The 14,056-nt window shown below is 31.6% G+C and carries 12 protein-coding genes and 2 pseudogenes; all 14 read right to left on the minus strand.

Annotation, left to right across the window (positions count from 1 at the left end):
* Positions 1 to 219: 219 nt before the first annotated feature.
* The gene (locus ACIQ7L_RS02745; RefSeq protein WP_400566348.1) at positions 220 to 1,254 is read right to left on the minus strand and encodes a lipid II:glycine glycyltransferase FemX; all 1,035 of its coding nucleotides are present in this window, start codon (positions 1,252 to 1,254) and stop codon (positions 220 to 222) included.
* A 115-nt stretch (positions 1,255 to 1,369) separates the two neighbouring features.
* A complete protein-coding gene (locus tag ACIQ7L_RS02750) occupies positions 1,370 to 2,500 on the minus strand; it encodes a glycosyltransferase (RefSeq protein ID WP_400566351.1) in 1,131 nt (376 codons plus the stop codon).
* 2 nt (positions 2,501 to 2,502) lie between these two features.
* On the minus strand, positions 2,503 to 3,807 hold the full coding sequence (wzy, locus tag ACIQ7L_RS02755; RefSeq protein WP_400566354.1) for an O-antigen polysaccharide polymerase Wzy: 1,305 nt from the start codon (positions 3,805 to 3,807) through the stop codon (positions 2,503 to 2,505).
* Positions 3,808 to 3,841: 34 nt separating this feature from the next.
* Complete coding sequence (locus ACIQ7L_RS02760) at positions 3,842 to 4,696, minus strand: glycosyltransferase family 2 protein (RefSeq protein ID WP_400567131.1); 855 nt, start codon at positions 4,694 to 4,696, stop codon at positions 3,842 to 3,844.
* Between the two features lie 34 nt (positions 4,697 to 4,730).
* Positions 4,731 to 5,849 (minus strand): glycosyltransferase, encoded by a 1,119-nt coding sequence (locus ACIQ7L_RS02765; RefSeq protein ID WP_400566356.1) that lies wholly within the window; start codon positions 5,847 to 5,849, stop codon positions 4,731 to 4,733.
* A 37-nt stretch (positions 5,850 to 5,886) separates the two neighbouring features.
* Positions 5,887 to 7,119 (minus strand): oligosaccharide flippase family protein, encoded by a 1,233-nt coding sequence (locus tag ACIQ7L_RS02770; RefSeq protein WP_400566359.1) that lies wholly within the window; start codon positions 7,117 to 7,119, stop codon positions 5,887 to 5,889.
* Between the two features lie 48 nt (positions 7,120 to 7,167).
* The gene (locus ACIQ7L_RS02775; protein ID WP_400566361.1) at positions 7,168 to 8,994 is read right to left on the minus strand and encodes a polysaccharide biosynthesis protein; all 1,827 of its coding nucleotides are present in this window, start codon (positions 8,992 to 8,994) and stop codon (positions 7,168 to 7,170) included.
* Between the two features lie 275 nt (positions 8,995 to 9,269).
* Positions 9,270 to 9,428, minus strand: a pseudogene (locus tag ACIQ7L_RS02780) (tyrosine protein phosphatase); the annotation flags it as partial.
* 206 nt (positions 9,429 to 9,634) lie between these two features.
* Entirely contained in the window at positions 9,635 to 10,375 is a 741-nt protein-coding gene (locus tag ACIQ7L_RS02785) for a YveK family protein (RefSeq protein WP_400566364.1), read from the minus strand.
* 67 nt (positions 10,376 to 10,442) lie between these two features.
* Positions 10,443 to 11,117 carry a CpsD/CapB family tyrosine-protein kinase gene (locus ACIQ7L_RS02790; protein ID WP_400566367.1) on the minus strand — a complete coding sequence of 225 codons (675 nt, stop codon included), beginning with the start codon at positions 11,115 to 11,117 and terminating at the stop codon, positions 10,443 to 10,445.
* A 717-nt stretch (positions 11,118 to 11,834) separates the two neighbouring features.
* Entirely contained in the window at positions 11,835 to 12,224 is a 390-nt protein-coding gene (locus tag ACIQ7L_RS02795; protein ID WP_400566369.1) for a hypothetical protein, read from the minus strand.
* A 91-nt stretch (positions 12,225 to 12,315) separates the two neighbouring features.
* Positions 12,316 to 12,909: a histidine phosphatase family protein gene (locus tag ACIQ7L_RS02800; protein WP_400566372.1), complete on the minus strand. Its 594-nt coding sequence runs from the start codon at positions 12,907 to 12,909 to the stop codon at positions 12,316 to 12,318.
* 151 nt (positions 12,910 to 13,060) lie between these two features.
* Positions 13,061 to 13,574 (minus strand): annotated as a pseudogene (locus tag ACIQ7L_RS02805) (serine hydrolase); the annotation flags it as partial.
* Between the two features lie 269 nt (positions 13,575 to 13,843).
* The gene (locus ACIQ7L_RS02810) at positions 13,844 to 14,005 is read right to left on the minus strand and encodes a peptidase (RefSeq protein ID WP_097898890.1); all 162 of its coding nucleotides are present in this window, start codon (positions 14,003 to 14,005) and stop codon (positions 13,844 to 13,846) included.
* Positions 14,006 to 14,056: the final 51 nt, after the last annotated feature.

Below are 14,056 nucleotides of genomic sequence, written 5' to 3' on the forward strand. Positions count from 1 at the left end.
ATGTTAGAATCCATGGAACGCTAGGCTATTTGAGCCCTGTTCAGTACAGACAGGAACACCTTAAAAAAATTGTCTAGTTTCGTGTTGACATACCACTTATTCTGCCCCTAAGATTAGATTAGTTAACGGATTTTTGTTCGTTTCGGCTCATACTTAGAGAAAAAGGAAAGTTTTTATGAATAAGCACTATACTCTCTCATTTTTTAAATAAAAATCGTATCATAAAACACTTCTATATAATGGGAAAAACTCCTCATTTAAAGAACCTAATTTCGCTGCCACATCACACAGATTATCATATAAAGCTTCATCATAAATTTTGCTGCCTACATAATATCCATAGTGATTATTATCAGTAAATGAATTTTTAAATTTAAATAAACCATCATTTTCGCTATAACCTCCTCCTAAATGAAGGAACTTAGCGCCTTTTCCTAGACAAAACTTTACCATATAATCAAACAAAATATTATTTGGTCTTAAATGCAAACAATCCGTTTTCGATGCCCCTAAATGATAGTGTGCAAATTGAGATTTCTTTCCCAGTAGTACCATCAAACCTGCGATAATTTGATTCTCATATTTAGCAAACAACAAGTAGCATTCATAAAGAGACGTTTCATTCACTTGATTATAAAAATAATCCATGTCAAAGTAATATATTTCTTTAGCATGATTCCGATCCATCGTCTCTTTATATAAACTTGCAAATATATCAATGTTCTCTTTAGATATAGTAGCCTTCTCGACCACAATTCCATTCTTAAAAGCTTTTTTTATATTTCTCTTATTGCTGGATGTATAATGATCAAATATCTCTTCATAACTATTACTCAAATTTACAGCCGTCGTTTTTCTAATATAACGAATGTCCATCACTTCTTCTAAATACGTATGATTACTTAATAATGGATGACATCGAATTGTCTCGGTTACAATATTTCTATCTTTACAATATTCTGCAAACAACTTATAAAAGTTCTTTATCTTTTCTTTATTCCCTATCAGATACGGTCCACCATACCCATATGCAGTCACAATGTCTTGGTAATCATAATTTTCAAAAGGAATCTTTCTAACTATATACGGATAAAAAATCTTACAATCGTTATCCTCGTAAAATAGTGCTTCCCCCCTGCCATTCTCTTGTAACGCAAACAAGTCAATATACTCTTTTGAATAATATATATCAAGATTATCAAAATAAGAAATACTCTCATCCCATTCGGACTTTGTAGATACAACTTTAAACATTTTGATCCTCCAATTCGATTTTCTGGATATAATATTCCATTCTATATTATATTTAAAAAAATCTTTAATTTTTGCATGCAAAAAAGAGTATCCATGTAACTGGTACTCTTCTCTCCTATTGCATGTCACTATAAACTTGTTTTAGTTCGTGTAAAATCTTCTCTAATGAATATTCCTCTAACATTTTCTTATAACTACTTTCTTTAAAATTCTCTGCTAACTTCGAATTGGTTAATATACTATAACAGCATTCGGCTATCTGTTGTGGCGACTTAACATCTACAAGAAAACCATTTTTAGAATTTTCCACTAAATCTCGATTCCCTCTAATATTTGTCAATACAACAGGTACCTTCATTGCCATCATTTCCATTACAGATTTAGGTAGTCCTTCTCTTAAAGACACTAACAAACCTACATTAGTAATACTTAATATCTGATTTACATCATTTCTAAAACCTAAACATTTAACATTATGATCTAAACCTAATTCTTTAATTTTATTTTTTATGTCACCAAGCATTTTACCCGTTCCCACTAATAACACTACAAATTTGTCTCCATACTTTTTAATTAGCTCCTTAGCAGCAAGTACTATATCTAACTGTCGTTTATTATCATTAAATTCAGCAATATGTGTAATAATTTTCGAATCTTCTTTTATTCCTAATTCTTTCTTAAGTTTTAATTTAGCTTCAAGATCTATTACTTGTAGATTATACTGATGCATATCTACCCCTACCCCTTTTATATACCTAAGCTTAGTAGGGGAAATAATCTCTCCTCCAGATTTATAGTCATCCTTATTAATAACGATTAATTTATCTGTTTTTAAAGCTCCTATCTTTTCTGCTAATTTGAATACTGTATTTGTGACAAATGAACCATTTTCATTAAAATGGAAACCATGTGCTGTATAAATTACTTTTGTATTTTTCTTACTAGCTAACCTTGTAAGAAAAGAGGCTATGGGGGTATGCACATGAATGAAGTTATAATCTGTTTCTGAAATTAATTTTTTCATTTGCTTATATGCCTTTACATTCTCAAGACTTTTCACACTTCGACTAAACGGAAGGTTATAAACTTCATACCCCTTCAATATACTTCTAAATTTTCTTTCATCACCTATAATCTTTGTAGCAATTTCAACTTGAAATCCCATATTTTCAAGCAATTTGATATGTGGTATTAAAAATGCTGTAACAGTAGTACTAATTGTCGTTACTATCAATACCTTCTTCATAACTAACTCCTTAACTCAAAATATTGTTTCTTTTTATAGCTATGATTTAATATCAAAACTGTAATTAATATTGGAACCTGAATAATTAAAATAGTAAATGCCCCATATGCAGCTAAGTCAATGCATATAATTGATGAAACAGCATACAAATCTACTTTGTTTTCTACTATTGTATTTAACATTCGAATCGCAATCCCATAAAAATAGCCCACGAAAAGTATTCCCACTATTCCAAAATTCAAAATTCCTTCCACAATACCTCCAAAAGCATACCCCCATGATAAATCAGATATACTAACTGCCCCAGCATTATCACCCACATTAGATGCTAGTAAGAAAGTAAACCAACTCTCTGTTGAGTATCCTTTAAAAGGAGCTAGAAAACGTGGAATATAAGCAAAGAAAGTATATATATACCCCGAGCCATAATACGGCAATATATTACTCGAAATGAAATCTGTATTTTCTAACGTTAACCATAGTGTCCAATTCCTGTCAATATCTCCATTAAGAAAAGTAGCAATACCATCACTAAAAGTCGTCACACCTTCAAGTTGATAGCTACTTTTAAAAATAGTTGCATATAAGATAGCAAAGAAAAAAGCACATGTAATCCCTAAAATCAGTGGCTTTAAAGTGTTTTTATATGCATATAGAACAATTAGTGGTAACAAAAAAATCAGTATTAAGTCTGTCCTTTGTCCACGTATAAATGCAATAACCGTAGCACAAATCATGAAAAATACTGCATTTAATAGATTTACTTTTGTCTTATGTTTTATTAATTCACCCCAAAAATAAACCGATACACCCAATGGTATTTGTAACAATATAACTAATGGACCAAATGAACTGAGTTTTTCTCTCAAAATATAATTATTATCCATATTAGACAAACCAATTGAGTTCAGTATATTTACTATAAGAAAAAGGGCTAAAAAAACCCCAATTATTATTACTTTTTTCAAAAAATTTAAATTAAATCGAATTCTCGAAACGCTATTTGCTATTTTTTTAGTAACAACTCGCGAAGAATAATATCCTATATATGTAAAAATCACAAATAAAAAAACTAAACCTATCCCCTGGTATACTACCTCCTCATTAGAAGGATTGTATTTAAACTCAAATATCCCCATTCTTCCTAGAAAATATGGAAAAATAAAAAAAATAAAAATGCCTATATTTGACCAATCTAACATACTAAAAATTTGTTTTTGTTTTTTCAGATATACAATTCGAATTACCAAATATGAGACACACCATATAAAAATAAAACAATCAAAAAAGGCTAGCAAATAAATCACCTACATGTTATTTAATAGTCTACAGCTAAAATTTTTAGATTCGGTAATTTAAACACTCTTTCAAGATATTGTTTGCTTTAATTTCTTCTTCCGGTTCCATTAAATTGTTTCTTCTGGCAATTAAAATATCTTCTCTTTTAATTAAATAACATAATGAATATATGAACTCTTTAGCATAAGATTTCGCAACCAGCTCTAATGTTTTCAAGTCTCCAACCAATTTTGGTCCATAATCCTTAAATATTTTCCTATCAGTCTTACAGCTTAATCTATAATTCTTTAAGTTGATTTGACTATTTTCTCTATAAAACAAAAGAGATTCTTCCATTATAAAAAAATTTGAAGTCTCAATGGTTCTTACCCATATCTCATGATCTTCAGCTCTTAAGTATTCTTCAGAATAGGGATTAGAACGAAACCACGCCCTTTTCCCCATCACGGTAGGATGAATAAATAAGCCTTTAGCCAGTACTATAGGGGGCTCAATGTTACAATCTATCTTTTTTCTTTTTCCAATTATATTATTATTCTCATTAATGATATAAGCACATGTACCAACCAAATCAATATCCGGATTACTTTGAAGATAATCCAATTGCTTTTTGATTCTATCTGGATGCATAATATCATCTGCATCCATTCTAACAATGTAGTCACCTTTTGCTAATGAGGCAATCTGATTCAATCTATACGATAAACCTCTATTTTCTCCATCATGATATACTTTCACTCTAGAATCCTTAATCGATTGAGCTATTTTCAATGATTCATCTAAAGAACCATCATCTATTAATACAAGTTCCCACTCTTGATGTGTTTGAGCAAAAATCGATTTTATAGTAGCCTGTAAAGTTTTTCCACAATTATAAAAGGGTAAACCTATTGTCACTAACAATACTTTCCCTCCCATTCATACTTCCACACTAGTTAATTATTTTTCCGAATAGCGAATCAAATTTAGGAATTACATTATCTTCATTAAATTCTTTAATCCTCTCTAAACTCTGGTGCTGATAAAATTTTATTTTTCCCTTATCTAATAACATACTTTCTATGGCTATACACATCGAATTTTCATCTTGGGATTTTACTAATACCCCATACTTACCATCTTCTAAAATCTCTGCTGGTCCACTCGGACAATCGGTTGAAATAATAGGAATACCTAGAGCCATTGCTTCTGCAATAACCATACCAAACCCTTCAAATCTAGAACTTAATACGAAAATATCTGCTTTTTTTATCCAACTATATGGATTATCTTGAAAACCAGCTAAAAATACAGATTTCTCCATATTTAACTCTTTAATTAACCTTAAAAGATTTACTTTCTCTTCACCTTCACCTAAAATAACTAATCTATGATTAACACCTTTACTTATTAATCTGGCGTGGCATCGAATAAGGTAATCAAATGATTTTTGATATGTTAACCTTCCAGCAGCAATAATAAGAGGACTATCAACTACAAAAGAATTTGGTTCCTCTGCATATTCTCTTATTTCCTTTACTGGTAATGGATTATAAATAACCTCCGTCTTCCCCTTAAGTTTGGGAATAACTTTAATAACCGCCTCTTCTACCCCCTCAGATACAGCAATAGCAGACCTTAAATGTGGATACAGCATTTTCAAAAGAATTTTATGCGAAAATTTTTTTGAAACATGAAATTCTGCAATATCTATATGTATCCAACCAACAGTTGGTTTTTTTGCCATTAGTCCTGCTATTATTGAAAAATATGTAGTTGTTAATTCTAATGAGCTTACTATCAAGCTTGATTGCAAAGCTTGCTTTTTTAACTTATTAATAACCTTAAATGAATTTTTAGTAAAACTTTTCCCAGCTTCTAAAGCATAGTTCACCTCTAAATAACTCGGTAATTTATTAAGATAAACCCCTTCATTTACAAATAAGAATAATACTGGATGATATTTATTCCGATCTATTTTATTTATTACATTTAGAACTACTTTTTCTGCGCCTCCGCCTTGTAAACTCGGTAATACGAATAAGATTCTTTGTTTACTTTTCGAACTCAATCGGCTTTCCTCCTCAGTATAAAATAGTCAATTTATATTACCTTCTTAGGGTGACATAACAAGCCCATCCACTTATCAAAACATACACAAGTGAAGCAATAATCATGGCATATGCTGCACCCATCACTTTATATTGAGGAATAAGAGTAGCACTAAAAATGATATTTGCTATAACTACAACCCCTAATAAATATGGTTGCACCTTAAAGTTACGCATAGCCGTTAGTGCAAACCCAAAAAATGACGAAATATAACCTAATCCAAAATAAATCATTAAAATCACTAATAATTCATGATACTGTGCAAAGTCATTCGTATATAACATTTTTAATATTTCTTGTCCAAACAATTTAGTAATTATCACACCCAAAATCAGTAAGGCTAATCCTACTAACAGAAATTTCATTAATATATTAACAAAATTTCTAATTTTATTTTCCGAATAGTAATGTGCTAGTTTAGGACTAGCAGCTTGTCCTAATGCCATAATAATAATATTACCTGAGAAAGGGATATAAGCTATTGAAGCAAAATACCCTAACTCTTTAGTTCCCACAAAATGCTCTAAAAAATAACGTGGAATATTTTCATTTAGTGAAATAAGCATCATAACAATTCCTAAAGGCATACTTTGAATAGCAAGAGAATATAATTTCTCTTTTTTAAATTCAATTTTCACCCTTACAATTTTATTTACATACTTTAAATCATAGAAAAACAGCATAAATATTCTTGTAAAAACAAAACTCACTAATATAGACAGCACAAAGTTATTAAATATTAATAAAGACATTAATAGGATTACCAACGACAAAGAACCTTTTATAATTAAAGATTTTGACATCAAATCCATTACTTCATTCTTCTGAAACACTCCAAATAACATATCACTAATTGATTCTATCGCTTTAGCTATAGCAATTAATAGGATAATAGTAGTTGTGGCAATACTATAATTATTAAAGAAACATATTATTAAAATGAATACACAAGCTAAAGCCGCTGATACACACCTTAACCCCAAATATACACCAAAAGGTTTTGGTTCTTTTATATCAGTAATGTGCACTTGTCGTAACTGTAAATTTGCAAGCATAAAAACAGGAGCCGTAACTGCTAAAGCTAACGAATACAACCCAATTGTTTCTGATCCACTAAATTTAGCTAAAACGACTATAATTCCCCACTGTGTTGCGGCATACACAATATTACCAATTAAATTCCAAGAAAAGTTTTGCATTAAGGATTTTTTCATTAAAGATTTTTGCATTACGACATTACTTTTTATATAAATAACCTCCCAGGATAAGAACTCTTCTTAAACTGTTAATAACAATTTATTAGCATTACTCAATTGATCATGCGCTATATCTAAAATAATGCTTCTTAATACATCGTTTTCATACTCCAAATACCTTGTTATTAATCTAATAATAACATCCATATCAGTATCCTTTTTCTTCCCTATATATATCTTTGGATATATTTGTTGATCTTGTACCTCATCTTCTTTAAGTAATTCTTCAAATAATTTTTCTCCTGGCCGCATACCTGTAAACTCTATACCAATATCATCTACATGAACCCCCGATAATTTTATTAAATTCTTCGCAAGATCGACAATTTTAACCGGTTCACCCATATCAAGTACAAACACTTCTCCACCTTTAGCTAACATACCCGCTTGAATAACTAAACGTGAAGCTTCAGGAATTGTCATAAAATAACGAACCATATCAGGATGAGTAACTGTAACAGGGCCGCCTTTTTGAATTTGCTGTTTAAATAACGGAATGACACTCCCTCTACTTCCTAAAACATTACCAAAACGAACTGTAACAAATCGCGTTTCACTTACCGTATCCATATATTGCACAATCATTTCTGCAATTCGCTTAGTTGCACCCATCACGCTAGTCGGGTTTACCGCCTTATCAGTAGAAACCATTACAAACGTGTTCACTTTAAAAGTATCGGCTGCTTCTGCAACATTTTTCGTACCAATAATATTATTTTTCACAGCTTCTTTAGGATTACGCTCCATAAGTGGCACATGTTTATGAGCTGCCGCGTGATATACAATATATGGATTATACATCTCCATGATTTCAAACATTTTATTACGATCTTGAATATCAGCAATTTCCGTTATAATTTTAATTGCATCTTTATATAACGTTTTTAGTTCCATTTCAATTGTATAAATGCTATTCTCACCATGCCCAAGTAGTACAATTTTAGCTGGCTGATATTTCATTACTTGGCGGCAAATTTCAGAGCCAATTGATCCACCTGCACCCGTTACTAAAATTGTTTTCCCTGTAATTTCTTCACTAATACCGCTATCATCTAGTTTCACAGGTTCTCGACCTAATAAGTCCTCTACCTGTACATCACGAAACTCATTGACAGAAACTTTTCCATCTAAAATATCTTCTAACATAGGAACAATCAGTGTTTTTACCTTTGTTTTCGTACATTTCTCAAAAATTTTATTTACTTGTTTTCTACTTAGAGAAGGAATAGCAATAATAATAAGTTCAATTCCATATTCATCAACGATTTGTTGAATATTTTCTGTAGTTCCTACTACTGGAACACTATATATTTCTAATTTTTGTTTATTTTTATCATCATCCACAAAAGCAACTGGATGTACTTTTGCTTCCTTATTTTGACGTAATTGTCTTACAATCACTGTTCCCGCTGATCCTGCTCCTATAATTAGTGTAAGTTTTTTATCACTATTCCTTGTAATATATGTATCTCGAAAAATCCGCCATACAAACCGAGAACCGCCAATCAATAACATATGAAGCATCCAAGAAATTGCCATAACACGCACATAAACATCTTGATTAATAATTACTTGTACAATTGCTGTTACGATATTTGAAAAAGTAACTGCTTTAATAATTTGCGTTAACTCTCCAATACTTGCGTATTCCCATGCTTTTTTATATAATTTGTAATAAGAAGCGAACATATGATGACAACAAAGCAACACAAATGAACTAATAATTAAAGGTATGGGGACTTGTGTTAATACGTTTGGATGTATAAACCAATAACTTAAATACACTGAGACTAAAACGATTAGCGAATCGATTAGGATGAGTAAATATAATCTTCCTCTATACGTCAATTTCTCTTCCTCCTACGTCTCGATTACACGTAAATCTGGATTGTTGTATAACAAAGACTTGAGCTACATGTCCTTAGGCAGAACTCTATAGCTCAAGTTTTTATAAATAGTATCGGGCATCTAACCCACCCTCACACTATGCTTCCGACGACACACGTCTAAGGTAGCATGTCTTACTCTACCCACAACACAACCGAGTGCCTCCGTTGATAGTGGTTAGGAGACATCACCATATGTATACAAAATACAGAATCTTCTTAAAATTAAGTAAATTAATCCGGATGAACGATGCGTAATTCATACAATATTTTTTCTGTATATTTTGATACATGGTTTGATAGGAATTCTTTGAATACATATTTAGTTGTTTCATTTAAAGTAAAGATGTTATTTGTTTCATAATCTGTTAGTAGCTCACCATGAAGACAAACTTCTTAACCTAGTCAAGCATTCAAATCTTTCTATTATTTCGTTTACAACTTTAAATGATAAGGGAAATGTACGTGTGCCACACACTTCTTTCATTCGTACTGTATCTATTCACAATCATTGTGAAATCAATATATTATATTTGCTATATTCCTTGAAGATATACCATCTTTCCTGTAAGCAATTTATTGATGCTACTGCTTATTAATTGTTAAGAGCTAATAGTGTATCCACTATCTTTCTTCGTTGATTTTGCATGTATTTTCAATTCTTTTTCTTCTTCTATATGCGCTACAATCCCTAATACCGGTAAGCCAATCAATATTTCAATATCTTCTTCTCTTTTTACTGTATTGTCTAAGTACTCGAGTAAGAATGCCAAAGAGATAGCCATCACTAAACCAATAACAAATGCAATTACAACATTTAACACTGGACGTGGTTTAATTGGAGGTTGATTTCCCACTACCTCTGCCTTTGATAATACTGTTATGTTATCTACACTCATAATTTTTACAACTTCACCTTTAAATACTTCTGCTATTGTGTTGGCAATATCACGTGCTACCTTTGGATCTTTATCTTGTACCGTAACCGAAATGACTTGTGAATCTTTTTCATTAGCAACCTCAATCTTCTTCGTTAAATCTTGCACTGTCATATCTAAATTTAATTTGGCTTTCACTTGATCTAAAATAACCGGACTTTTAATAATTACCTTATACGTATTTGTTAATTGAATGTTTGTTTGTACCTCATCCATGTGCAAAGCCGCTCCTTCTTGTTTCTTCTGGTTAACAAGAATTTGCGTTGAAGATTGATAGATTGGTGTTATAAAGAAAAAGCTGATAACCGCACTGATGATAGCTATCCCTAGTGTAATTAAAAGAATCATTGCTAGGCGTTTTCGTAAAATATGAAATAAATCTTTTAAACTAATCGTTTCCTCCATAGATTCCTCCAACCTTCATAAATTTATATACAAAAAAGATGTATTTTTACAGATTTCACACATTCTTTTAGTAGTATCCGTATTTAGTGTCTACCTGTTTTTTATCATTTAGAACAACGCCAAGTAATTTTCCTGTTGTTTTATCTAACAGCTGCTTCGCTTTAACCACTTTATCTTTTTCAGTAACTTCGCTACGTACAACTAAAATAATTCCATCACATAAGTTGGCTACTATTTGTGCATCTGTTACAGCGAGTACTGGGGGTGTATCAATTAAAATAAGATCGTACTCCGCGTAACCTTGCTCTATCAATTCTTTCATCTTACCACAACTTAGTAATTCGGCTGGGTTTGGTGGAATGGGACCAGATGGTATAAAAGATACATTTGGAATGTAGGTCTCTTGTACACACTGCTTAAATGAAGCTTGACCTGATAATACGTTCGTTACTCCAAGTACACTTTTCGTTTGAAACAATTGCTCTAGCGCCGGCTTTCTCATATCAGCACCAATTAATAACACTTTTTTACCTTGTTGTCCAAATACAACAGCTAAATTTGCAGTTGTAGTAGTCTTTCCTTCCCCTGCGTTGGAAGATGTAACAACTATAGAATGCATCTCGCTTTCAATGGCAGTGAATTGAATGTTCGTACGGATATTCCGATATTGTTCAGCAACTTGCGATTGCGGCTGCACATGTGAAATGAGTTTTCGAATGGCTGTAGCTTTCTTAACGAACACGAATATCCCTCTCTTCTATAATTATTGCAATATATGAATATATATAATCTAAAAAGAAAAACTACTATTATCTATCTTTCACATCGTTACAGCGTTACGTCGTTCTTTACTAAAAATTCAACATGCAAATCTTACATTTAATTTACAGGATTTATCATTTTTTTTCAATAATTTTCAGAATATTTATATCGTCATATTTTTACATTATTTTACATAACAACGAGGAATATAGATATAAAAATATTCACCGTACATACAATTTTTATACATTATTTATTGTTTAATTTTTTATTTCTTATATTCAAATGTAACCTATTCCGTCCATGCTGAGCGCACTAAAAAAGGAAAGCAGTCTTCACTGCTTTCCTTTTTCATCTATTCATAATCTTCCTCATCTTCATCACCATCATAATACGTGTTTTCATTGTTCACATATATAGGACCATTCGCAACATCAACACGAAGTACCTATGCCCATGGTACAGCTAAACGTTTGTGCAACATATAATTTACAAGATTTATAATTTTCTCAATAATTTTCAGAATATTTACATCGTCATATTTTTACATAGAAACAAAAAATATTCACCGTACATACAATTTTCTATACATTATTTATTGTTTAATTTTCTATTTCTTATATTCAAATGTAATCTCTTCCACCCATGCTGAGCGCACTAAAAAAAGAAAGCAGTCTTCACTGCTTTCCTTTTTCATCTATTCATAATCTTCCTCATCTTCATCACCATCATAATACGCATTCCCATTGTTCACATATATAGGACCATTCGCAACATCAACACGAAGTACCCATGCCCATGGTACAGCTAAACGTTTATGTAACGCGCGCCAAAATTCCATTGACTTTCTTTCGTACCTTTGGAACTCCTGAAGTATCTCTTTGTAGGAGGAACCGTCTAACTGAATATTTGCTTCTAATAAACGAGAATAGGCATAGTGCTGTAATTCTAGTTCAGCAGCAACTTCCATTTCTTCTGGCGTTGCCATACCAATAATTGTTCCGTCAGGTGGGACAATTTCGTATACATTATGAACTTCAATAAGCCCTTCCGATTGATCCGCCAACCGCTTCTCTTTTTCAAACATGTAAACAGCCTCCTTTAACACACATTTTTTTTATGGTACAAAAGCATACTTCTTTAACAACTTTGTTTTTTCCTGCTTTCTCGATAAAATTTTACAAATTATTCACTAGATGACCTGTTTGTCGTTTCTTATCACCTATTTCTATCCTTACAGCAGAAATTAATTTCTCCTCATTAAATGTGCATTTATATATATCAGGCATTTTAAGTGTTTTCCAAAAGTGAAATTCATATTTAGAATCAAAATAGTTCATCATTAACACCATAATATTTCCATGGGTTCCTATTACAATATTTTTTTCTTTATATTGCTTTAATATATTTTGGATACATCTGACACCACGCTTTTGTGCTATATCATTTGATTCTCCACCTTCAAAAGAGAAAACTGGATCCTCCCATATTTTCATAATCGCTTTCTCAAAATCTACTACTGGTTCTTTACTTAATAATCTCTCACGTAAATCTTCTTCCGTTTGTACTGGCAATTCAAAGTGATTTGCAACTCCTTGAACAGTTTGTATTGCTCGTTTGTATGGACTAGAGATTACAACATCGATTTCTTCCCCTTTTAATAAATCTGTCACAGTTTGTGCATCATTCCGTCCTTTTTCAGATAATGGACGTTCTCTTTCTTCTGATGTATAAATAGAATGAGCATGACGGACAAAATAAATATGAGTCATGAAAAGCCCCCCTTTATTATCTCTTCAATTAATACTTCTACCCAATTTGATTCAATTAAGTAGCGATTAATTCCTTTCACTTTTCCTTATACAGTAAACAAAAGGTGCTCTATCAAAAGACACCTTTTGTTTACATAATAAAATTATATAGTTATAACTTCTTCCTAAATTCTTCACTCGTTACTACGCCTTGAATGAAATAATCTATATTATTTGTCAGTTTTTTGAGCGTCATATCATCTAAGTCGTTAGACATGAAAACAAATTCAACCTTGTTTCCTTCTTTATCTGTACCATAAAAGCTTTTTGTTAATGCAAATGCTGTTGAGCCGCCTTTCTGGCCTGCATGTTCATATATGCTATTCTTCAACAGTCCCCTTGAAAATTTTCTCAATCTCATCTTGCATTGGTTTTGGAAATTCAGTTCTATTATTGATTTTTCCTATTAAACTCATATAGTCTTTTGCCGTTGCATTTACTAGCCTGTCAGACCAAATACGTTGAAATTCCATGTCCATTTTTAATGGTATATTGTGTGTTTTCCATTCCACTTCGTCTTTCATCCATTCATGTATTTGCAAAGCATGCTTTCTATATTCATCCATGGACATTTTACGTAACACTTCTAAAGATTGATCTTCAGGTACATGAAGTTCTTTTTCTACATCTACATCCCTGCTATGCAGAATAAAGAGTAACCTACACTCGTTTGCTCTTTCTGTTTTTACTTCGCATGTGGCAAAAAAAAGGACCTGACCGCTTCTATGCATAGCCAGATGCTCTCTCCCACCTAAAAAGAGGGGTTTCATATCGTTTTTTTAATTGAGGTATATATATCATTCCTACTATTCTTTACATAACAAAAAAACATGCTCCACAATGCTAGCATGTTTTGTGATATTCTTCACATTATCTAATTAAAAAATAAACCTCTTTACTTACCATGATGTAACATTAAATCGCCAAACTCTTCCTCAATATGATTTAACTTTGCAATTCCTTCTTTCCATTTATGAATATAAAGCGAGACCCCAATAACAAATAAACAAATAATAGTAGAAAGAATAATACCGTATACGATAGTTACAGTACTCATAGTTACACTTCCTTGTAATAGGTTATAACTTTATTATAATCCTTTTTCTTG

Source organism: Bacillus sp. NPDC094106 (assembly GCF_044764345.1).
GTDB lineage: Bacteria > Bacillota > Bacilli > Bacillales > Bacillaceae_G > Bacillus_A.

Excerpts from the sequence above, each read along its gene's own strand:
- ACIQ7L_RS02785 (WP_400566364.1), bottom strand. The coding sequence starts at position 10,375 with ATGGAGGAAACGATTAGTTTAAAAGATTTATTTCATATTTTACGAAAA.
- ACIQ7L_RS02745 (WP_400566348.1), bottom strand. The coding sequence starts at position 1,254 with ATGTTTAAAGTTGTATCTACAAAGTCCGAATGGGATGAGAGTATTTCT.
- ACIQ7L_RS02800 (WP_400566372.1), bottom strand. The coding sequence starts at position 12,909 with ATGACTCATATTTATTTTGTCCGTCATGCTCATTCTATTTATACATCA.
- ACIQ7L_RS02750 (WP_400566351.1), bottom strand. The coding sequence starts at position 2,500 with ATGAAGAAGGTATTGATAGTAACGACAATTAGTACTACTGTTACAGCA.
- ACIQ7L_RS02770 (WP_400566359.1), bottom strand. The coding sequence starts at position 7,119 with ATGCAAAAATCTTTAATGAAAAAATCCTTAATGCAAAACTTTTCTTGG.
- ACIQ7L_RS02810 (WP_097898890.1), bottom strand. The coding sequence starts at position 14,005 with ATGAGTACTGTAACTATCGTATACGGTATTATTCTTTCTACTATTATT.
- ACIQ7L_RS02795 (WP_400566369.1), bottom strand. The coding sequence starts at position 12,224 with ATGTTTGAAAAAGAGAAGCGGTTGGCGGATCAATCGGAAGGGCTTATT.